The following is a 21,341-nucleotide window of genomic DNA, read 5'->3' on the forward strand; positions in this document are numbered from 1 at the left end:
TATATGCATTATGGCTTTTACAGGTGACTTAGAACATCTACATATAGTTGATATTATTCAGTTAATTCATACAACGAGAAAGTCCGGCACTTTTTCTGTAAAAGGAAGTCGCGGTGAGAGTCGAATTATTTTCTATAATGGTTATATTGTAGGTGCAAATCATCTCAATATTCGGATTGGAACAGTTCTGGTAAAAATGAATGCTATCTCACCAAAGGATCTTGAACAAGCACTCGAAGCTCAGAAAAAAGTAGGAATTAATCGAAAACCCTTGATTGCTACTCTAATAGAAATGGGCAAATTGAGTCATGAAGAAGCATCCAAAGGCTTGAAGAAGCTGATAGAAATGACGATTGTTGAATTGATGGGATGGAAGGAAGGAGTCTTTACCTTTGATACTGAAGTAATTGCCGTATCTCCTGAATGTAAATATAGCCCTGCTGATATGGAACAGGAAGTTACCCTCGATGCTCAGATGGTTTTGATGGATGCACTCCGAATTTTTGACGAACGTGAACGAGACCGCATAGCAGGAAAGAATGTCCAGCCATTTGAAGATTTTTTCAAAGATGTCATCCCATCAAAAGATAAGATTGAAGATAAACAGAATGATAAAGTTATTACTCCAGAAGATCTTGGACTATCAGAAATTGATCGTCTTAAAAAGAAATTGCCAAGGCCTTTTTCTGTAAAAGAAATTTTTGATCCTGTAGAAATTCATCGTCAAAATATAAGAGAAAATTTAGAAAATTTTTCTGATGTAGATCAGGGAACTCTTGTATCTTTTTTAAATAGATTCACAAAGAGTAGCGGTATCCTCAGAGCTTCTTCACAAATAAAAGGCGAGGTTAAGGCGCTTGTATTTTTCAGCAGTGATAAGCTTATAAAACATTCTTTGATGACTATCTGTAAAAATGATGGTTACCTTGTATTTGCAACAGAAGAAAAAAGAGAACTTGATAATATTATCAACCAGTGTATATCAAAGAAAATACAACTAATCCTGGTCTTAGATTACCCTGTGAAATTAGCATCGTCACTTTTCAAAGAAAATATACTCAGCATACGAAATCATATAAAAGAGAGATATCCACAAATTATCACTATTCAACTTATATCTCTCTTTGATTACAATTTCATAATTCAGTCCTTTAATGATAATGTGAAAATTGTTTTTCCCAGGCCTTTAAAAGAGTTTCAAAAAGAAACTTTCATCGAAGATACAATAAAATTTCTGGAAACCTTTAGATCTTATATAAATAGTTTATTCGAAGAAAAAAAATACTCTTTATCAACTGATATTGCTCTCAGCAAAATCAAAGAGCAAATTACGATTTTTCAGAAAATAAATGAACCACCTGAGCTATCTCTTGCTATTCTTCAGTCTGTCTCTGAAATATTCGAAAGATCTATAACATTCGTAGTCCGTCAAGGAGAGCTGATAGGTGAAAAAGCTTGTGGAATTAATAATGATAAAAAAGAGGCTACAATTTCAGTAAGTAATCTCAGAATACCATTAACAGAATCTTCTATTTTCCGTAATGTAGTTGAAAATGGACAGATTTTTTATGGTGAGATTAATGACGAAATTTTAGAAGACTATCTTTTTAAAAAAATTGGGGCACCACTGAAAACTACCATACTCCTGTTGCCTGTAAAGAGCCTCAGAAAAACCATGATACTAACATATGGGGATTTTGGTATTAGCGATGTTCACCCGGTGCAGATTGATATTCTTGAAATACTTGCAAACCATGCTGGTTTAGTTCTTGAAAATATTATATTCAGAAAACATTTTAAAAAGACCGCTTCTAAATAAGAGGATTTACTTAAATTTAAAAACTACTCAAAAAGGAACCGATTATGGACATTGCAAAATTTAAACAGATACTTGAAATTGCCTTTGAAAAGAGGGTTTCTGACATTCACTTTGAAGTGGATAATCCCCCTCTATTCAGAGTCCGTGGGCACTTGATTCACTCAAAATTGAAAAGTCTGACAAAAAAAGATACAGAGTTTATCGCTGAAACCATCATGGAACAGAGCAATCGAAAACTACCAGAAGACTTTAAAGAATTTGACACTTCTTATACATTATTAAATGTAGGCCGTTTTCGTGCAAGTATCTTTCGTCAGCGTGGCAATATTGGAATTGTGATGCGTGTGATACCTCACCATATTGGCACTTTTGAGGAATTAAATCTTCCACCAGTACTTGGAAAAATTGTTCAGGCTCCTAACGGCCTGATTCTTGTAACCGGACCAACTGGAAATGGTAAATCTACGACCTTAGCATCGATGATTCGCTTCATAAATGAGAATTTCAATTATAATGTAATAACAATTGAGGACCCTATAGAGTTCCTATTTTCTTCTGAAAAAAGCTGTATCATTCAAAGAGAGGTTGGTATTGATACCGAAAGTTTCAGTGGTGCATTGAAAGCTGCCATGCGAATGGATCCTGATGTAATCATGGTAGGAGAAATGCGTGATCTGGAAACAATAGATGCATGTATCAAGGCTGCTGAAACAGGACATCTGGTTTTATCAACCCTGCATACACATAATGCTGCTTCAACTATTAACAGGATTGTGAGCTATTTTCCACCACAGGCTCAGGAAATCATAAGACACAGACTCGCAGAGATACTTGTTGCAACTGTTTCTCTGCGACTTATCGTAGATAAGAGCGGTGAATACATCATACCTGCTTTAGAGGTAATGTTCTCAACCTCATCTATTAAGGCGTGTATTCGTGACGGGCATCTGGATGAAATCGAACAATATATTGAGAAAGGGCACGATGAATATGGCATGCAGACTTTTGACCAGCATTTGATTCAACTTTGCAAACAGGATATTATAACGATTGATGAAGCAAAGCGGATTTCCCGCTCGACTGATCTGGAACGAAAGTTCATATATTATTAGCTAATTAAAATCGCCTGCTTTTGATAAGGTATGAGTAATATAGCGCTGCTTTGGTCGGTTTCCTTTCGAGGGTTTCGAAATCGACCCTGTAAAGGCCGAATCTTGAGTCGAGTCCATGGAGCCATTCATAGTTGTCGATAAGCGACCAGTAGAAATATCCCCTGATATCCATGCCATTCCTGATGCACCGTTGAAGAATATCGATATGGGACTTCATGAATTTAATCTTCTTCTCGTCCTGGTGAGTTGCAATCCCATTTTCGGTAATTATTAGAGGAACCTTGAGTCTCGATGCATATCTCAGAACCTTTTCAAGCCCGCGTGGATGGATTTCCCATCCCATATCTGTCAAACCGTAACCGTCTATATCCCTGTGCCGTAGCTCAATCCCCATTCTTTGAAATGGATTGAACCTTACATGAACCCTTGTATAATAATTCACACCAAAAAAATCGAGTTTATCCTGTAATGGGACCTCTATTTCGACCTCATTTTTCAAAGGGAATTTCACCCTTAATTTATTTGTCAGAAAAGCATCAATCAGAGAATGGTTATAAAAATATTTCGAAATCTTCGATAGTAGCCTGTCGAAAGGGTTCCAGAATCTCCACGGTGCAAGGGCTGCCATGTTATGCGCAATACTCACCTCTGCCCCTGGCACTTTTGCATGAATTATATCATACGACAGGCTGTGACATATGAGGATATTCTTGAGCGCTTTGAGTGCCATGGACGGGTCTTTCAGCCCCGGAGGCATACACCCTTCGAGATATCCTCCCAGCAAAAGCACATAAGGCTCATTGAAAGTTATCCAGTATCTGGCACCTTTTATTGCTGATAGAAGTTTTTTGACATATCCAGTAAATTTTTCTACTGATTTGTCTTTATGCCACGGATATTTTTTTATAAACCATAAAGGATGTGTGAAATGATGTAGGGTGATAACAGGTTCGATATTATTTTTATTTAGAATGTCTATGATATCCTGATAATGTGCAATCGTTTCGCAATCCCATACATTTTCTCGCGGCTGGATTCTACTCCATTCGAGTGAGAACCTGTACGCATTGACCCCGAGTTCTTTGAGTAATAGTAAATCTTTTTTATAGAGGTTGTAGTGGTCTGTTACACAAGGTTTTGCACTGAGTATTGAATCCCATGATGCCCAGTCTGCATTTATAGACCCTTCAAGCTGAAAGGCTGATGTAGCAACACCCCAGAGAAAGCTCTTATCAGTCATTTTTTATTTAAACACACCCACTAAAAAAATGCCCCCCTTATGAGGGGGGCAAAGGGGGGTTGCAGAGCTCTTCTTCAATCTTCAATCCATGATTCCTCAGATATTACTAACAAATACGCTAAAAGATACAGTTATTCCCTCTTTATACCGGTGATAAATCTTATCTCCCTGTGTATATTTAATGTCCTGATCAAGGAGATTCTTAACAGTCATTTTTATTCCCCACTTACCAAAACTCTTTATGGCTAACAAGTCAAGCCAGTGGGTAGAATCTTCTATAACGTCTGGTAGTCCGAATGCCCCAACATCACTGATTCTTTCACCTACATAGTTGTAAAGCAGACGGGTTGTAAGATTCCATGATTTATGATTGTGTTCCAATATCAGATTTGCAATGTGATCAGATTGCCCCTGTAGAGGCCTGTCCTTTGATGTCATAATCTCAGTTCCTTCACTGCTTAATTCTATTTGTGAATGTACATAAGAGTAGTTGGCAAAAAAGTTGAATGGTTCAAGCCAGGAGTGAATAAACCCCAGTTTTTTTCTTAACTCAAATTCAAAGCCGTAGTTCCTCGCTGCCTCAGCATTCTGGAAGGTACTCCTTATCTGAATTGTGGGTTGCACTACTTTTTCGATCGGGTCATCAAAGTCTTTATAAAATAGGCTGACAGCAAGCAGTTCATCTGAACTTAGGAACCATTCCCATCGCAAGTCGTAGTTCCTTATTAATGCACGTTTTAACTCAGGGTTCCCGACGGTTGCATATGCACCATGGACATCCGTAAATTCAAAGGGCGCAATTTCCCTGAATTCAGGACGGTTAACAGTCTGTGAGAAACCGAGGCGTAAATTCATGTCCTTCTTCAAGCTGTAAATAAAATTTGCTGAGGGGAAATAATCAGTGTCTTCAAGATTGGTTAAGACATTTTCTCCTGAAGGATTAAAAGGATCGAAACTTTCCATCTCCTGGTCTGAATATTCAACCCTTACTCCTCCCACAAATCTCAAGTTCTTTATGAATGTAGTGTCAGCCATTAGATAACCACCTGCGATTATGTGATTTGCATCATAATGGTCAGTAGGCCGTGTTTCTTCCTGAAGTTCAAAACCATTAACCGGCTCAATATTTTCAGGGCTGAACAGTGTTTCAGGATCCTGACCCAGATCTATTCCAGTAATATTTTTCTGTACATAATGGAACCTACGGTGGTCGAATGACCTGTCACGGTAAGATACTGCTGGCCCGAATTTTATTTTCAGAGGATTCCGGATTAAATCCTTCAGATCGATTTCCCAGTCAAATCCACCATCCCATCCATCCTCTTCAAGATCTGAAAAAAACCTTGAACCACTTTGTGTAACATTTGCAATTATATAGGAGGCAATTGTGGGCTCATATTCATAAAGCACTTCTCTTGTATCGGGTTCTTCGAGTGATGCATGAGAGTACCCCAATCTCCAGTGAATGAGGCTTTTCAATTTCTCAAACCGATGGTCCCCTGAAATCTGTCCGTTATAAATACCTTCTTCTTTCCAGTAAAGTCTTCTGTTCCATATGTCCTTTTTCAGGTTGTCATTATATCCTTCGTAGTATCTCACTTCATCTGTAGCTTTTCTTGTATATAAATTCTTTAAACTCAATTTATGATTACTGTTTAGCTCATAGCCAAAATTGAATATTCCACTCCAGGTAAATATCTGTTCCCAGACTGAAAAATCGTAGTCATAAATTGGTTCAAGTTGATTATCAGCACCCACTTTATAATAAATGCGTTCTTCCTGCTTTGTCTGGGCATCTTTGTCATAGTTTAAACTTATAATGTAGCCAAGATTACCGATCTTATCCCCGAGAGAAAAATTCATCCCTAAAGAAGGTGTGGCTTCTGTAGTTTCCGTACTCCAGATATTATTGAAGTCTTCCCCAAACTCTTCTAATTTTTCTGGAGAATAGCCTGTCCCGAACATGCCGCCAGGTCTCACCCTGTCATCCGGTATACTGTCAGGCAGCTTACGTGTCCCGTCGTCGAAGGCGAGCCAGTCCCACCTACCACCCTCATAGGTTTGGAAGTCTTTCCCGGTTGTCTCTGTGTTGTATCCAGCAGATAGAGAAAATTTTACTTCAAAATCATCAGGATGGTCTTTTGTATTGATCTGGACTAATCCACCGGAAAATTCACCTGGCAGATCAGGTGTGTACGACTTTATAATATTCACGGATTCAATAAGCTCAGAAGAAAATAAATCAAGAGGAACAATTTTTTTCTCGGGTTCGGTAGATGGTAATGCTGCGTTATTAAGGGATGTAGCTGTATAGCGTTCACCAAGACCTCTTACGTAAACATATTTATCATCTACGACTGAAATACCGGGGGCTCTTTCGACAACAGAAGCCACATGAGGGTCTGGCTGTTTACTGATTGTTTCTGCGCTTATTCTGTCTGTTACTGCTGGGGCCTGTTTTCTGATCATAAGCTGGGCTGCTTCTGTAGCTTTATCAGCTTCTGTGACAACTTCTACTACCTCTATCTCCATCTCTTTTTTGGGTTCAAGGGATATGTCTAACTTTGTAATCTTTCCAGGATTCACTATAACATTCTTTATCCTCTGTCCCTGAAATTGAGGGTAAAAGACACGAATTTCATAATCTCCCCGAGGCAACTCGATACGAAATTTACCGTCTAAATCAGTAAATACCTGCTTACCTGTCTGTATGACCTCTAAACCTGCTTCAATGAGTGGTTCCCCAGTATTTCTGTCTATGATTATTCCGCTGACTATCCCTGTGTCCTGAGCAAAAATAAATGACGGTACAAGCAAAAAACATACAACTATCCATAGTAGTTTCTTCACGAAATCTTCCCTCCATGCGGTTCTATCATTCGTTTATCGGTTTTGCTAATAAAGCGATGGTGACGGCACCACCTTCCCTTGCCTTATCCATCGCTTGAACAGCAAAACCGTAATTGGCTTCGTTGTCTATATCAACAAACAATACGTGGTCATCTTTTGCAGCAAACATCCTCTTGAGCTTTCCTGAAAGATCATTAACTGATATCTCTGCTTTATTGACTAACAACTTGTCCCCTGGCATAATCCGTAACACAAGTGAATCATTATTTGCTGTTTTCTGGACAACCTCTTTCTTGTCCTGTTTTGGCAGGTGTGTCCAGAACTCCCTTCTCATTAGAGGTGTAACAACCATAAAAATGATTAGTAAAACAAGCACAACATCAATAAGTGGAGTAACGTTAATCTCAGGTCTCGCTCTCTTTTTTTCTGAATCTACCCGGAAACCCATTCTTTCTTACCTTCTTCCTTATCCTTCTTCTTTGTTCTTGGCTCCTACTACAAAACCTGTGCCCCTAAAGCCGAGTTTCTGGAGGATATCAAGCACAGGTCGGACATGTTTAAATTGAAGCGACGTGTCTGCCTTTACAAGAACCTGTCTGTCCGGTGTTTCCTGGCGTATAAGCGCTAGTTCATTTTCAATTGCTTCGACTCCCGAATAAGATTGTTCTCCTATATATAATTGTTTATCAGCCGCAATCGTAATAGTCACAGGTTCGTGCTTTTGCTCATACTTTGGGTCAGGATTGAAGACACCTGGCAAATCTATCGGTATCTGGTCTATCATCCTCGGGATAACAACCATAAATATGATAAGCAGGACAAGAACAACATCTACCAGTGGTGTAACATTAATGTGCGGGCTTGCGGATTTCAATATCTTCCTCCATTTTTTCTACAAGTTCACCCCCGATAGATCTGACTGTTATCTCTTCTTTATCTATCTTTACAGAAAGATAATAAAACATTATGACAGCAGGGATTGCGACAAACAGCCCAAGGGCTGTTTCAACAAGAGCTTCTGCTATCCCAGCAGACACAGCAGCTAATCCGCCGGAGCCGGCCTGCGCAATACCCCTGAATGCAGAGACTATACCGATGACTGTCCCCAGTAGTCCCACAAAAGGCGCAGTTGATGCTACTGTTGATAGAACTGTGAGTCCACGCCGCATCTCATGTGATAAGCTCTCATAATACCGTTCGAGTTTGTTGCTGACTTTCTTAGGGTCTTTATCCACCTGGTAGTCTTTAATTCCCTTGATCATAACTTTTGCTGCATAACTCGTCGAGTATTTGTCTGTTATTGCAAGAGCATCTGAAAAATGAGGATTTGCAAGCAAGGGGGCTACCTCGTTAAGGAATACTTTCGAGCTTTTCCTGTGTCGGTATATCACGATGCTTCTTTCGATGAAAACAGACAGGGACATAAGCCCCATGATGATAAGCACTACTGCAACTCCCTTTGCTAAAGGGCTCATTGAACTCCACATTTGTATCCAGTTGAATTCCATCTTTATACCTCCTATGTTATGTTACTAATTTAAAAGGAATCTTTATGATCCGATAAACCGTTATTGGTTTATTGTTGTAATAGGCCGGCGTATATTTCCATTTTTTTACTGCTTTTACCGCCGCACTCTTAAAAGGCTCTTCACCCCTTAACACCTCAACTTTTATTACATTTCCGTTTGTATCTATTATTACTTTTAGCATTACTACACCAGTTAGGCCTTGTTTCTTGGCTTCAGAGGGATATTCTGGAGTAGCATTATCTGCCAGTGGCTGGGGTGGGACAGCATTCTCCGGTAATTGCACAGGTTTAATCTCAGGCTGTTCAGAACCACCAGGCGGAGCAACATTCTTTGAATTGTATGCACCATAAACCGCTACCCCCTTATCTTTGCTCGGATCAGCCTCCTTTGGCGCTGTATCAGGGATGTCAGGTGGAGGTGCGAGTTCTTTTTGAACTACAGGTTCGTCCACCTGAACAACCTTCACGTCCTTTGGAATGGCAGGTGCAGCAGGTTTCGGAGGAGGTGGTTTCTTTTCCACTTCTTCCACAAAGGCCACATCAACTTTTTTCAACTCTTTCTTCTGAACAGTCGTAGATTTAACCGTTGAAAAGACAAAAAAAAGTATTAAATAGAAAATGGCTGCCAATATAAGACTTGTGATCCATCTTTTGAGAGAAAACCCCTCACCTTCTCTGTATATTTCGTCAAACATCTTACCTGTATATATAGCTCAAAATTTTGTATCTGCCGTTTAATTCAACAATTGACCCGAATAGCTCTATTTCTTTTTGTTTTCCTTTTTCATCTTCTACTATTAATCTTGAATCTCTGTAAATGTTCAATTTTTTATATTGCCTTTTATCTTTTGCAAAATAAATTTTTATAAATTCAAATTTCTGACCGCCATACTCACTTAAAATCCACCTTAGAGAAGTGGATGACTTCTGGTGGAGATCTTTCCAGTAATATTCAAAAGGCATATTTGTTTTAGGCCTGCTCCAAGGGATTTCGGGCCATATATATTTGTAAAATTCATCTCTGGTCATCGCTAAGTTTTCCAAAACTTTTATGTCTTTTTTCATCAATGCTTCTAAAACTGAATTTGAAAGTTCTTCAACAGAGGACTTACTATTGAATAGTTCTTCACATAAACATCTGGATGGAATAATGAAAAGGAGGAGGGCAATTATCAGCCCTCCTCCTTTTTTTCTTATCCTTGTCTTGATATTTCTGTCCATTCTATACTCTGTTTGGGTATTCTGAATGAACTCCTATTCGTATACTGTCCAACCGGCCGTCCAGTCATTGTCTGGATCAACTCCCCCGATAAATGTTACCTGCTCAAAGAATCCATCATTCGGGGGTGTAGCTACAGGAACTGTCCCGTTTACAGCAGGTGAACCAGAAGCTGGCCTGAAGTCAGGATTTGTATGGTCATATGGATTTACAAGCATCGGGTCAATTGTTGCATTATTATCCATCATTGTAGTTGCAAAATATTCAGTAGTGAATGGAGGAGTGAAATTCTTTTCATCAGAATCATCACTGAATGGTAATGTCCCACCTGGACCACAATTGTAAAAAATACTATTGTCTACAATAAGATTTCCAGCCTGTGCCTGTGCAAAAGTCGTTGCATGGTCAATCTCGAGTCCCTTATCCTTGAACCCGACAACTATTGCATTGTATATCTTAGCTGCTGTGCCGTGTCTTAAGAGCATACCGAGGTCACTCTCTGTGCCATAGTTTGCAGTCGGATCACCGACTAAAGTCACGTTATAAATTGTAGGATTAGAACGGGGGGCATAATCCTCATTTTCCTGATTATTATCGGCTTCAAATCCGTTGTCAGCATCATCTCCTCTTTGCTGGGCTATAAGGAATTGTGCTTTCCCCTGCCAACCATCTGTCCAGTCGAAGCAATCATCGCCGATGTTAGTCACGATTACATATTTAAAGTTCACTGTGCCGCCAAAACATTCGATACCATCATCCTTGTTCATATGTACCTGCACATGGTCTACAGTTGTACCGGCACCAACACCCTGGAAAGCTATTCCGTTTAATTCATTCTCAGGGCTAAACTCATGTCCGGCATACTCGACACGAACATAACGGAGTGTGCCGCTGTTATCATTTGGATCATTTCCTCCATAGACACCTGTATCACCTTCTCCATAGGCGATTCCTCCAGGAACATTCAGGGGAGCGTTCCCATTAATTATTAATCCTCCCCAGTCACTCCTTGCCTTCAAGCCTTCAGGTTGTTCACTGGTAAAGACAATCGGAGCAGCCTGGGTTCCAACAGCATTTATTTTCGCACCCTGTGCAATAATCAATGTGCCGATAGATGCTGTCTCACCATAAATTGTAGTGCCAGGTTGTATTGTAAGGGTAGCTGGCGGCAGAATAAATACCGCACCTCTTAATAGAACCTGCCCGCTCCATGTGGTATCCTCAGTTATATTGCCTGAGACAATTTGAGTCTGACTTAAGCTTCCAGTAAAATTACCTTTAATATTTATTGTCCCGGTTGTGGCAAGATCATTGAAAATTATGTCTGCTTTAAATTTATATTTTCCGCTAATGGTTCCGTTTTTTTGTTCCTTGCCTGTGAAGCTTACTGTTGTGACAGTTACAGTTGTGTTGTACCCGTCTGCTGAGAGGTCTGCTTCTATAGAGTCTGCAAGCTGTGCTGTATCTAAAGAAACAGTGAATTTCTTACCATCCTGGCTCCATGTTCCTTTAACATCGTCTCCATCAAAGATTCCCCCAGTCTGGAATATCCATGTAGATGTAACAGACTGACTCTCATTTTCTGACCCATGTCCATGAATTTTCAGCTTTGTCGTTTCGGTACTCTGGATAGTCCATGTCCCTTCAACTGCTGCAGAAGCGAGAGTTCCATAAACAATGATCAAAAAAACTGCAAGAAAAAACATCATAAACCTTTTCATCAATACACCTCCATTTTTTATTTATGCTTTTTAAAAGCATGTCTTATCAACAATCTCTCAATCTTTTTCCAAAGTATTAGAACCCCTGATCGAGAGATGTATAAAGATTGAACATTAAAACGTGATAATTTTTTTAAACGATTTTGTATTTTTGTTATGTTAGTAAATTAGTGTTAAAAAAATATGAAGCTATCATTAAATTTAGGTTAAACTGAAAGTCATGTCTTCTATTGATTTGTAAAAAAATACCCTCCCATTTTCAGGGAGGGTAAGGGGGGATAGCAAGGCTTTTTATCTGACGTTTAAAGAGCTACTTGCAGGGTTAGCTGGACTCTTTTGTCGTCTTCTTTGGTATTGTCTTCATACTGAACTGTATCATAGTCAAGCACAATCATATTCTTGTGTGGTTTATCCAGATGATATGCAATACCGAAAATATATCTGGTATTTTCATCGTCATCAGCGTCGTCATTCGGATCAAAGTAATCATATCTGCCTATTACGCTGATTTTTTTATGTGGCTTTATTTCTGTGAATATTGAGTAGCCGTCTTTATTGTATTCATCAGTACCTTTCTGATTGCCTTTACCGTCATAATACTGGCCGGTGAGAACAATATATTCATGCTCGAAGCTTGCCATTCCGAGGTTTACATTCCAATCAGGTTCCGTTTCTTTATTACCCTTTCCAATGATTCCGAAATATGACAACTGGAGTCCCGGGACTATATCAGGAAGTGGCCTGATTGTTAGTCTTCCCTCAAATACCTTGTTGCCATTCTCTTCAGATGCATGATAACCACCGCCATTATAAACCCCGAAGGCCAAACTTCCATAACGCCCCGGGTATTTATTGTTAACCTTCTTTTGATACTCTTCATTAATCTCCCCACCGAGCAGAGATACAACGGTCAGTCCAAAATCTGCAGAATTGAACGTGCTATTCCTTTCAAGGAACATGGTATCCTGACACCTGAACCAGTTGACATGTTCTTCAAAGTCAAGCCATGGCATATGTACAATACCGACTTCCATAAAAGGATGAGTAAAGAAAGCAAATTCAGGGAATTTAAATTTTGCATATGCATACTTTATTCTCACATCTACAGAGCCGTTGAGACTGCTGTCTTCATCTTTAACCTGAGTAACATCAAATGTCATATGTGCATCCATCCAGGGCATAAGTGCTTTTGTAAACCTGAAATAACCTCTTTTAATAGCGAACTTGTTATGGCTTTCACCGTCACCGGCGCTGCCGCCAACATCTTTACCTTCTCCGTTCATATAAGAGAGGTACCATAAAAGATTGAATTTAATATCCTTGAGGGCTTTTACTACTTTTTCGATATCCTTTTCGGATACCTCTTCTTCCGTTGCCATTGCTGCCCCAGCCATAAAAATGAGGCAACAAAGACTTACAACCAATGCGAACAACTTTTTCTTCATACAAAATCCTCCTTCTAATTTTTTTAACAGACATAGAATATTACTTCAGAGAAGTTCTAAGCCGTTACGAAATAATTCGGGTTAGTTTACCGATAGAATGTTACAGAAATGTTAAAAACAAATTAAATTTCGGTTAACGCGGTTTATGTAACCGTACAAATAATCTTTACTGTTGTTCCTTTACCCTCGACACTCTCGATAACCATATCCCATCCGTGTGCTTTTACAAGATGTTTGACAATAGCAAGGCCGAGGCCTGTTCCCCCTAATTCACGGGAACGTGCTGTATCTACTCTGTAAAAACGTTCACCCAGACGAGGGATATGTTTTTTGGGAATGCCGATTCCTGTATCTTCAATGGAAATTTCGATAAAATTTATCAAATTGTCATTCCGAGCGGACCGAGAAATCTCGCCTTTTGAGATTGCTTCGGCTTCTCCTCGCAATGACAAAGAGGAATTTCTACTTTGAACTTTAACTGTTACACCTCCTTTCTCTGTAAATTTAATCCCGTTGTCAACGAGATTTAGAAGTATCTGGATAAAACGATTCCTGTCTGCCTGTATTTCCTGTAACTCAACAGGTATCTGCTTTTCAAGATTAAGTCCCTTTTTCTGTGCCTTTTCTTTGAGTGTATTAAACACAGTATCTACAACTTCATTAAGATTAACCGTGGTCTTTTCAATCTTTATATCCCCAAGTTCTATCCTCGATAAAGTCAGAAGATCACTCACGAGTGAATTTAATCGTTCACTATGGGCCTTAATTGTTTCGATAAATTTTCGTGCATTTTCTTTCTCATCAAGAGCACCTTCAAGGAGTGTTTCAGCAAAACCCTTAATAGCAGTAACAGGCGTTTTCATCTCATGCGATACATTAGCTACAAAATCTTTTCTGATGTTTTCGAGTTTTTTAAGCCTTGAAATATCATGGAATGTTATAACCACTCCTGTTACTTCACTCTTTATACTGAATGGTGCAGCTGTAGCTACAAGATGAATCTCTTTAGGATAACTGATTTCTATCTCAAGAGATATCCTATCTCCTGTTTCGATAACCTTTTCTATCAACTCCATCAACTCAGCTTTTCTCAGGGTCTCTAACAGTGTTTTACCTTCAATACTTGATGTTAAACCAAAAAGTCTTGCTACAGCATCATTGCTCAGGATGATGATGCCCTTCTTATCAGTCAATAATAATCCGTCTGACATATTTCTCAAGATGGCCTCAATCTTATTTTTCTCATCCTCACTCTGCTGGAGTCTAAAGCTAAGCTCTTTAGCCATTTCATTAATATTTTTTCCTAATTCGCCCAACTCTCCTTTTTCTTTTAGGAATAACCTCTTCCTGAAATTTCCTGATGCAACATCCTTTGAAAATAAAGTTATCTCTTCAATAGATTTGGTAATTCTTTCTGTCTGTATAAGTCCTACCATAATAACGATAAATAAAACTAACAATGCTCCCACAATAATCTTCATCCTTATTTCATTTATTGCTTTTTCTATATGTTGAAGAGGTACTGATAACCTCAGAAAAAATCTGTTGGGTTCTTGATTTACAGAAATTGCAAGATAGAAAAAGTTTTTTGAAATAGTTTTACTGAAGCGAATTGAACTTCCTGTGTCACTAATCATTGCATCTCTTATCTCAGGCCTGTTGAGATGATTCTCCATTAAGCGTGAAGATTCATCAGAATCTCCCAAAACTCGCCCTGAATTGTCAATGATTGTAATTCTGGAACCTGTTTTTTCTTTATATGTCCTGCAGAATTCATCAAGATTTATTTCAGCAGAAACAGATTGAATTTTTTCTGCAATGAGGTGTGCCTGTATAATAAGGTTTTCTCTGAGATTAAAAAGGTAACTATTCTTTATAACACTCGAAAGATAAAATTGAAGTGGAAGAACGAGAAGCGGGGTAATTATAAGATATAAAAACAAGATTCTTTTGAATAATATCCTTTTCATTACTTCCCGTCAAAGAAATAACCTATACCACGCATTGTCTTTATATATTTTGGGTTTGCAGGGTCTTCCTCGATATTAGCCCTTAACCTTCTGATGTGTACGTCTACTGTTCTTGGTTCGACGAAAGCCTCATCGCGCCATATTGCATCGAGGAGTTGATCTCTGTTGAATACTTTACCTTTTCTCTCAGCAAGAAATAAAAGTAGCTTAAACTCAGTTGCGCTAAGTTTTACCGGCTTACCTTTTATTGAAACTGTGTATCTTTCTGTGTCTATCTCGAGATCGCCAATTGTTAAAACTTTCTGAGTTACTGATTTTTCTACAAATCTTCTGAGAACAGCTTTAACTCTGGCTATGAGTTCCCTCGGGCTAAAAGGTTTTGTTATATAATCGTCTGCGCCCATCTCGAGACCAATCACTCTGTCAACTTCTTCTCCTTTTGCGGTCAACATGATTATAGGAAGATTTACTGTCTTTGGATCGTTTTTTAAGATTCGGCAGAGTTCAATCCCCTGAATTCCTGGAAGCATAAGATCGAGAATGATAAGATCATATTTGTCTTTTCTTATCTTTTTGAGAGCACCCTCACCATCTGTTGATGAGTCAACTATAAAGCCCTCTTTTTTGAGATTATACGAAACAAGCTCGATAAGATCTACCTCGTCATCAACAACAAGTATATGTTTTTGAAAGTTCACATTATACTTATAGCATTATTTTTTAAACTTGTGCAACACATATTAGTTTTATTGACTTTCGATTAATTTTTATTTATTCTAATTCGCTGAGGGGTGCTTTTATGAAAGTGAAAATATTTCCAAAAGATGTTGATTTTTTTTCTATTTTTGAAAAAGCTGCGAGTAATGTTACCCATGCAGCTACTCTTTTTGTTGGTATAATGGAATATTTTTCAAACCTGGAAGCCTGGGCAAAAGAAGTGCATGAACTTGAACAGGAAGGTGATGTTTATACACATGATATAATCAGAAAGCTAAATAAATCTTTTGTTACTCCGATTGATCGAGAAGATATACATGCCCTTGCATCAAGACTGGATGATATACTCGACCTACTATGGAATGCTGCTGATAGGCTAACTGTCTTCAAACTTAAAGAGTCAACCAAATGGGGGATCATCATGGCAAAAGATCTCCTCGCTACAGTAGAACTTGTAGAAAAAGCTATAAAGAAATTGAAAGACAAGAACTATGCCCATATTCAGGAATACTGTATTGAGATTAATAAGCTGGAAAACAAAATGGATAGGGGTTTCAGAGATGCACTCGGACACTTGTTTGATGAAATAAAAGACCCGATACTTATTATTAAATGGAAAGAAATATACGAGCATCTTGAAGATGCTTCTGACAGGTGTGAGGATGTTGCCAATATATTAGAAGCTATTGTTCTGAAGTATGCTTGATATTGTCCTCATTGTTGTTTTTCTCGCTATCTTATTTGACATAAGTAATGGTTATAATGATTCAGCAAATGCTATTGCAACTGTAGTTTCAACCCGTGTCCTGAAACCTTCACAGGCAGTTTTGCTTGCTGGTTTTTTAAATGTCCTCGGCGCATTCCTCACAACTGCTGTAGCCAAAACAATAGGTAAGGGGGTTGTTGACCCTAAGGCGATTACTGAGGGTGTAGTTGCATCATCTCTTTTAGCTGGTTTCATCTGGAATAGTGCAATGACGCGGTTTGGTTTGCCTGTTAGTGCTTCTCATGCACTTATCGGAGGTTTAATTGGGGCTTCTGTATCGCACGGCGGGTTTTCTATTCTTAATGTGCAAGGATTAAAAACAATCTTTTTATCTCTCCTTTTATCGCCTATCCTTGGAATAATTTTTGGATATTGTTTTATGAAATTTATTCTCGCTTTATGCGCTAATCTTTCTACATGTGCAGTAAATAAATATTTCGGTAAACTTCAGATTGTTTCAGCGAGTTTTATGGCATTCAGCCATGGTTCAAATGATGCACAAAAAGTAATGGGCATTATTACACTTTCGCTTATCAGTGGTGGTTACATTCATTCTCTTGAAGTCCCTTTATGGGTAATCCTTGCATGTGCTCTTGCAATGGGATTAGGAACAGCTATAGGTGGCTGGAAAGTGATTAAGACCATGGGCATAAAAATGCTAAAACTTGAGCCCGTGCATGGATTTGCAGCAGAGACATCAGCAACCGCAGTAATTCTCGGAGCAAGCCATTTTGGTCTTCCTGTCAGTACAACCCACGTTATTGCCACAGCAATTATGGGGGTTGGTGCAACAAAAAGATTAACTGCTGTGAGATGGGGTATCGGGAGAAAGATTGTCAATGCATGGATCTTTACCTTGCCTGCATGTTCGATTGCTGCATGGATTGTATATAAGATAGTTGCTGTATTTTCTTAACCTTAAAGCTCTTATATCAATACTTCTCTAATAGATCTTTCAGGAACGTTTTTCTGTATAAGCACACTTCCGATTTTTTGTGGAAGTATGAATTTCAATTCTCCAGCAATAGCTTTTTTATCAAGTTGCATGGAAAGGAAAATACTGTTTGGTTTTATATCTGTCGGTTTTTCAAACGGGAGCCCGTAAGATTCAATAAGGGATTTAATCTTTGAAGCATCTTTACTATTAATCAAATTAAGCATTTCGGCGAGACGTGCCTCAAGTGCCATCCCTATCGCAATAGCTTCCCCATGTAGAAATCTTTTATATCCTGTAACAGTCTCAATTGCATGTCCTATAGTATGTCCAAAATTCAGAATGGCTCTAAAACCTGATTCTCTTTCATCCTTTGATACAACTTCTGCTTTTATTTCACAAGAACGCTTAATTATATAAACAATTGCATCTCTATCAAGATTAAGGATTCTTTCTCTGTTTAATATAAGAAAATCAAATAATTCTTTATCATAGATCACACCATATTTGATAACTTCTGCTATCCCTGCTGTTAATTCTCTTTTCGGCAGGGTTTTTAAAGTCTCTATATCAATCCAAACAAGGCTTGGCTGCCAGAATGTGCCGATCATGTTCTTCCCGAGTTCATGATCAATACCTGTCTTGCCACCGACAGAACTATCAACCTGTGCAAGCAGAGTTGTAGGAATCTGGATATATGCAATTCCCCTCATATAGGTAGATGCAGCAAAACCGGTTATATCTCCGACAACTCCACCCCCGAGCGCAATTAGCGCAGACTTTCTGTCGAGTTTGTATCTAAGCAATTTACTGTATATCTGCTGAAGCGTTAAAATATTTTTATGCTCTTCACCATCGGGGATAATTACTGTCAGGAGATCAAACCCAGCCTTCCTGATTGAATCTGTTACTTGTTCCCCATAAAGTGAAGATACGGTTGAATTGCTTATGATGGCGATTTTCGCGCTGAGATTGAAGGATTTCAGTTGTTCTCCAATACCATTTAGTATTTCATTTCCTATCATAATATCATAGCTTCGCTCACCAAGATTAACAGTTATTTTTTCCATTTAATCCTCATGCTTTTAATTCTATCTATTATCTCCTCTGCAATCTGTAAAGGGGTTTTATCTTCTGTATCTATTATAATGTCAGCTTTTTCATAAAATGGTTCTCTAAAATTTAGAAGCTCTTTTATCTTTTTAATAGGATTATCAACCTGAAGTAACGGCCTGTCAGTATTATTGCTTGTCCTTTTCAGAATTGTTTCTGGTTTTGCCTTCAAGCATATAATAATTCCTTTTTTTCTCAATATATCCATATTTTCATGTCTTAATACTACCCCACCTCCTGTAGAAATTATGCTTTTCTGATATTTAGAAAGTTTTTTTACCATTTCTGTTTCTATTTCTCTAAATCTTGGTTCCCCGAATTGTTTAAATATTTCATTTATTGTCATATTCTCTGCCTTTTCTATTTCTGTATCCAGATCAATTAATTTCATATTAAGAAGGCGTGAGAGTTCTTTCCCAACAGCAGTCTTTCCTGTTCCCATGAAACCAGTAAGGACGATATTTTTCATTTTTTCTTTTCGTTATGTTCCCCTATCCCATAAGTGGTGAGGGGGAATCCTTTTTTAAATGTGTTTTATGGAAGCATCTAAAATTTAGGCTTGCTAATTTCGGGCTGGAAATGCCTTTTCGCTCACTGAACAAAATTTCTGACCATTCTAAGACTCGGTCGCTCGAATTTGCAAACTCGGCCTTTGGCCTCAAACAATGCAAATTCGCCCTTTAGGGACGCTCCCTTCGTTAAGACTGGTAACCAAAAATTTTGTAATGTTCGCTCCAAGACATCCCCAGCCAACTAATCTTTCTGGTCTTGAGCCTAAATTTTGGATGCTATCTGTTTATATTGTAGTAGTTACAGAACGACAGGTCAATCTGTTATATTGTTTATATGGCAAAGGTTATTGTTGGTATGAGTGGTGGAGTTGATTCTTCTGTTGCTGCATATCTTTTAAAAGAAAAAGGATATGAGGTTCAAGGAGTTAGTTTTGTCTTTTGGAGAGATGAAAACAGAATTGACCTTAAAACCTGTTGCTCTTTTCAATCCTTAAAAGATGCCTCAAAGTCTGCTCATCAAATTGGTATTCCACACAGCATTATAGATTTAAGAAATGATTTTACTGAAAAGGTAATCAAGCCCTTTGTTAATGCGTATTTAAGAGGTTTTACCCCGAATCCATGCATATTATGTAATAGATTTATCAAATTCCCATTTCTCTTGAAAGAGGCAGAAAAAATAAAAGCTGATTATATTGCAACTGGACATTATGCACGGATTGAAAAAATCCAGGAATCAGAAATCAAAAGTCAGAAACTAAAAAATAACCTATACTTGATCAAAAAGGGAATTGATCCAAAGAAAGATCAATCATATTTCCTGTATGTACTTAAACAGAAAATTCTTAAAAAGCTTCTTCTTCCACTTGGAAATTACAAGAAAAATGAAGTCAGAAGTATTGCAAAAGACCTGAATCTCGATGCCTTAGAAAGAACAGAAAGCCAGGAAATATGTTTTATCAAAGAAAGCAATTATCTCAAGTTTATTGAGAAGTTCTCCGGTATCCAATCAAGATCAGGACATATAGTCGATTCAGATGGAAATGTTATCGGCATACATAAGGGAATTTATAAATTCACAATTGGACAGAGAAAGGGATTGGGTATATCATCACGGCATCCATTCTATGTTGTAAAGATTGATGCAGAAAAAAATAGAATATATGTTGGAGATTTCGAATCAGCGCAAATGAATAATGTTTTTGCAGACAGATTAAACTGGATCTATTATCCTCGACAGATTTTAGTAAAGAATAATAATGACGGAATAGCTTTTAGAGCACTGGTAAAGGTGCGTTCCGCAATGAAAGAACAACCTGCAACAATAAACATACTAAAAAATAAAAAGATAGAGAAAGCAAAAACAGTACAAATTATATTTGATGAGCCTCAATGGGCTCCAGCTCCTGGACAGTCTGCCGTATTTTATGACGGAGATGTGATAATAGGCGGAGGCATCATCTATGCAACTAATATATAAATTCAAATCTGTTCCAAAAGACATTCAAAGCTATGATATATTATTAATATGAAAAACGAAATATCTCCTATACTCTTAGAAAAAAAACTGAGCGAAAAAGATCTCTTAAAGAAAATTAAGACAATCTATAAAGAAAATTATCAAGACGATTCTATCGATATTCTTGAAAAAATATTTCTGGATGTTAGTGATCTGTTCAACGGCAAGCAAAAGGGATTTCTAAAGTGTGACACTAAATATCATGATTTTTCACATACCTTGCATGTTATACCACCGTTTATCGGAATTATTGACGGATGGAATAAAAGTGGAAACAGGCCGAGGATCTCGAAAAAATTCTTTGATCTGGGTATTATTGCAGTCTTATTACACGATACAGGTTACATAAAATCAGAAGGTGACGTTGAAGGTACTGGTGCAAAATACACTTTTGTTCATATATACAGAAGCAAGATTTTTGCTGAATATTTTCTTTCTCTATCAGGATTCTCAAAAAAAGACATTACATCTGTTCAGAATATTATCATGTGTTCAGGAGTAAGCCTGGATCTCAAAAAAATACATTTTAGTTCAGAAGAGGAACGTCTTACAGGTTATGCTCTCGGGACATCAGATTTACTCGGGCAATTGTCTGCAAGTGATTATCCTGAAAAGCTTCCTGAATTATATAATGAGTTTGAAGAGGCTTATAATTATGAAGGTCTTGAAAAACTTCGCAAACAAGGGATAATGATATATAGTAGTGCAGAAGATTTAATCAGAAAAACTCCTTATTTTTATGAAGTAATTGTTTTAGAACGCCTTAAGACTCTTGGCTCACTGCATCAATATCTCACATATCATTTCAAGGATTCTCGAAACTATTTTATTGAGGCAATCGAGAATAATATTAATAAAATAAAACACGCTACTTAA

The 21,341-nt window shown here is 37.9% G+C and carries 19 protein-coding genes; 6 read left to right on the forward strand and 13 right to left on the reverse strand.

Going from position 1 to position 21,341, the window contains the following annotated elements; genetic code table 11:
* The first annotated feature begins 10 nt into the window (after nt 1-10).
* Nucleotides 11-1,819, forward strand: a complete 1,809-nt coding sequence (locus HXY53_00480; protein ID NWF75044.1) for a DUF4388 domain-containing protein — start codon at nt 11-13, stop codon at nt 1,817-1,819.
* A gap of 44 nt (nt 1,820-1,863) precedes the next feature.
* Nucleotides 1,864-2,931 carry a PilT/PilU family type 4a pilus ATPase gene (locus tag HXY53_00485; GenBank protein NWF75045.1) on the forward strand — a complete coding sequence of 356 codons (1,068 nt, stop codon included), beginning with the start codon at nt 1,864-1,866 and terminating at the stop codon, nt 2,929-2,931.
* A gap of 4 nt (nt 2,932-2,935) precedes the next feature.
* On the opposite strand, the gene HXY53_00490 is transcribed toward HXY53_00485, so the two are convergent.
* The 11 genes from HXY53_00490 to HXY53_00540 all read right to left on the reverse strand — a co-directional run bounded on the left by HXY53_00490 (nt 2,936) and on the right by HXY53_00540 (nt 15,602).
* Nucleotides 2,936-4,171, reverse strand: a complete 1,236-nt coding sequence (locus HXY53_00490; protein NWF75046.1) for a family 1 glycosylhydrolase — start codon at nt 4,169-4,171, stop codon at nt 2,936-2,938.
* 96 nt (nt 4,172-4,267) lie between these two features.
* On the reverse strand, nt 4,268-7,021 hold the full coding sequence (locus tag HXY53_00495) for a TonB-dependent receptor (protein NWF75047.1): 2,754 nt from the start codon (nt 7,019-7,021) through the stop codon (nt 4,268-4,270).
* A gap of 25 nt (nt 7,022-7,046) precedes the next feature.
* Nucleotides 7,047-7,469 carry a biopolymer transporter ExbD gene (locus HXY53_00500; GenBank protein NWF75048.1) on the reverse strand — a complete coding sequence of 141 codons (423 nt, stop codon included), beginning with the start codon at nt 7,467-7,469 and terminating at the stop codon, nt 7,047-7,049.
* Between the two features lie 18 nt (nt 7,470-7,487).
* The gene (locus HXY53_00505) at nt 7,488-7,895 is read right to left on the reverse strand and encodes a biopolymer transporter ExbD (protein NWF75049.1); all 408 of its coding nucleotides are present in this window, start codon (nt 7,893-7,895) and stop codon (nt 7,488-7,490) included.
* Complete coding sequence (locus tag HXY53_00510) at nt 7,870-8,529, reverse strand: MotA/TolQ/ExbB proton channel family protein (protein ID NWF75050.1); 660 nt, start codon at nt 8,527-8,529, stop codon at nt 7,870-7,872. Before HXY53_00510 ends, HXY53_00505 begins: the two co-directional genes overlap by 26 nt.
* Nucleotides 8,530-8,545: 16 nt before the next feature.
* Nucleotides 8,546-9,244: an energy transducer TonB gene (locus tag HXY53_00515; GenBank protein ID NWF75051.1), complete on the reverse strand. Its 699-nt coding sequence runs from the start codon at nt 9,242-9,244 to the stop codon at nt 8,546-8,548.
* 1 nt (nt 9,245) lies between these two features.
* Nucleotides 9,246-9,770 (reverse strand): hypothetical protein, encoded by a 525-nt coding sequence (locus HXY53_00520; protein ID NWF75052.1) that lies wholly within the window; start codon nt 9,768-9,770, stop codon nt 9,246-9,248.
* Between the two features lie 33 nt (nt 9,771-9,803).
* On the reverse strand, nt 9,804-11,489 hold the full coding sequence (locus HXY53_00525) for a T9SS C-terminal target domain-containing protein (protein NWF75053.1): 1,686 nt from the start codon (nt 11,487-11,489) through the stop codon (nt 9,804-9,806).
* A 302-nt stretch (nt 11,490-11,791) separates the two neighbouring features.
* Complete coding sequence (locus HXY53_00530; protein ID NWF75054.1) at nt 11,792-12,934, reverse strand: hypothetical protein; 1,143 nt, start codon at nt 12,932-12,934, stop codon at nt 11,792-11,794.
* A 143-nt stretch (nt 12,935-13,077) separates the two neighbouring features.
* Nucleotides 13,078-14,904 carry a PAS domain-containing protein gene (locus HXY53_00535; protein NWF75055.1) on the reverse strand — a complete coding sequence of 609 codons (1,827 nt, stop codon included), beginning with the start codon at nt 14,902-14,904 and terminating at the stop codon, nt 13,078-13,080.
* Nucleotides 14,904-15,602, reverse strand: a complete 699-nt coding sequence (locus tag HXY53_00540) for a response regulator (protein NWF75056.1) — start codon at nt 15,600-15,602, stop codon at nt 14,904-14,906. Before HXY53_00540 ends, HXY53_00535 begins: the two co-directional genes overlap by 1 nt.
* A 101-nt stretch (nt 15,603-15,703) precedes the next feature.
* Between HXY53_00540 and HXY53_00545 the strand changes: the two genes are divergently transcribed.
* The gene (locus tag HXY53_00545) at nt 15,704-16,327 is read left to right on the forward strand and encodes a DUF47 domain-containing protein (protein NWF75057.1); all 624 of its coding nucleotides are present in this window, start codon (nt 15,704-15,706) and stop codon (nt 16,325-16,327) included.
* Nucleotides 16,320-17,303 (forward strand): inorganic phosphate transporter, encoded by a 984-nt coding sequence (locus HXY53_00550; protein NWF75058.1) that lies wholly within the window; start codon nt 16,320-16,322, stop codon nt 17,301-17,303. Before HXY53_00545 ends, HXY53_00550 begins: the two co-directional genes overlap by 8 nt.
* Nucleotides 17,304-17,314: 11 nt before the next feature.
* On the opposite strand, the gene HXY53_00555 is transcribed toward HXY53_00550, so the two are convergent.
* Entirely contained in the window at nt 17,315-18,391 is a 1,077-nt protein-coding gene (locus HXY53_00555; GenBank protein NWF75059.1) for a 3-dehydroquinate synthase, read from the reverse strand.
* On the reverse strand, nt 18,379-18,903 hold the full coding sequence (locus HXY53_00560; protein NWF75060.1) for a shikimate kinase: 525 nt from the start codon (nt 18,901-18,903) through the stop codon (nt 18,379-18,381). The genes HXY53_00555 and HXY53_00560 overlap by 13 nt, the downstream gene beginning before the upstream one ends.
* A 377-nt stretch (nt 18,904-19,280) precedes the next feature.
* Between HXY53_00560 and mnmA the strand changes: the two genes are divergently transcribed.
* Nucleotides 19,281-20,426, forward strand: coding sequence for a tRNA 2-thiouridine(34) synthase MnmA (mnmA, locus tag HXY53_00565; GenBank protein NWF75061.1), 1,146 nt, complete (start codon nt 19,281-19,283; stop codon nt 20,424-20,426).
* A 48-nt stretch (nt 20,427-20,474) separates the two neighbouring features.
* Entirely contained in the window at nt 20,475-21,341 is an 867-nt protein-coding gene (locus HXY53_00570; GenBank protein ID NWF75062.1) for a hypothetical protein, read from the forward strand.

It is taken from the genome of Nitrospirota bacterium, from assembly GCA_013388455.1.
Lineage (GTDB): Bacteria > Nitrospirota > Thermodesulfovibrionia > Thermodesulfovibrionales > SM23-35 > JACAFF01.

What these genes read in the sequence shown, in the direction of transcription:
- HXY53_00510 (NWF75050.1), bottom strand. Translation starts at nt 8,529, where the DNA reads ATGGAATTCAACTGGATACAAATGTGGAGTTCAATGAGCCCTTTAGCA.
- HXY53_00480 (NWF75044.1), top strand. Translation starts at nt 11, where the DNA reads ATGGCTTTTACAGGTGACTTAGAACATCTACATATAGTTGATATTATT.
- HXY53_00525 (NWF75053.1), bottom strand. Translation starts at nt 11,489, where the DNA reads ATGAAAAGGTTTATGATGTTTTTTCTTGCAGTTTTTTTGATCATTGTT.
- HXY53_00530 (NWF75054.1), bottom strand. Translation starts at nt 12,934, where the DNA reads ATGAAGAAAAAGTTGTTCGCATTGGTTGTAAGTCTTTGTTGCCTCATT.
- HXY53_00545 (NWF75057.1), top strand. Translation starts at nt 15,704, where the DNA reads ATGAAAGTGAAAATATTTCCAAAAGATGTTGATTTTTTTTCTATTTTT.
- HXY53_00490 (NWF75046.1), bottom strand. Translation starts at nt 4,171, where the DNA reads ATGACTGATAAGAGCTTTCTCTGGGGTGTTGCTACATCAGCCTTTCAG.
- mnmA (NWF75061.1), top strand. Translation starts at nt 19,281, where the DNA reads ATGGCAAAGGTTATTGTTGGTATGAGTGGTGGAGTTGATTCTTCTGTT.
- HXY53_00535 (NWF75055.1), bottom strand. Translation starts at nt 14,904, where the DNA reads ATGAAAAGGATATTATTCAAAAGAATCTTGTTTTTATATCTTATAATT.
- HXY53_00515 (NWF75051.1), bottom strand. Translation starts at nt 9,244, where the DNA reads ATGTTTGACGAAATATACAGAGAAGGTGAGGGGTTTTCTCTCAAAAGA.
- HXY53_00500 (NWF75048.1), bottom strand. Translation starts at nt 7,469, where the DNA reads ATGGGTTTCCGGGTAGATTCAGAAAAAAAGAGAGCGAGACCTGAGATT.
- HXY53_00570 (NWF75062.1), top strand. Translation starts at nt 20,475, where the DNA reads ATGAAAAACGAAATATCTCCTATACTCTTAGAAAAAAAACTGAGCGAA.
- HXY53_00560 (NWF75060.1), bottom strand. Translation starts at nt 18,903, where the DNA reads ATGAAAAATATCGTCCTTACTGGTTTCATGGGAACAGGAAAGACTGCT.
- HXY53_00485 (NWF75045.1), top strand. Translation starts at nt 1,864, where the DNA reads ATGGACATTGCAAAATTTAAACAGATACTTGAAATTGCCTTTGAAAAG.
- HXY53_00555 (NWF75059.1), bottom strand. Translation starts at nt 18,391, where the DNA reads ATGGAAAAAATAACTGTTAATCTTGGTGAGCGAAGCTATGATATTATG.
- HXY53_00550 (NWF75058.1), top strand. Translation starts at nt 16,320, where the DNA reads ATGCTTGATATTGTCCTCATTGTTGTTTTTCTCGCTATCTTATTTGAC.
- HXY53_00520 (NWF75052.1), bottom strand. Translation starts at nt 9,770, where the DNA reads ATGGACAGAAATATCAAGACAAGGATAAGAAAAAAAGGAGGAGGGCTG.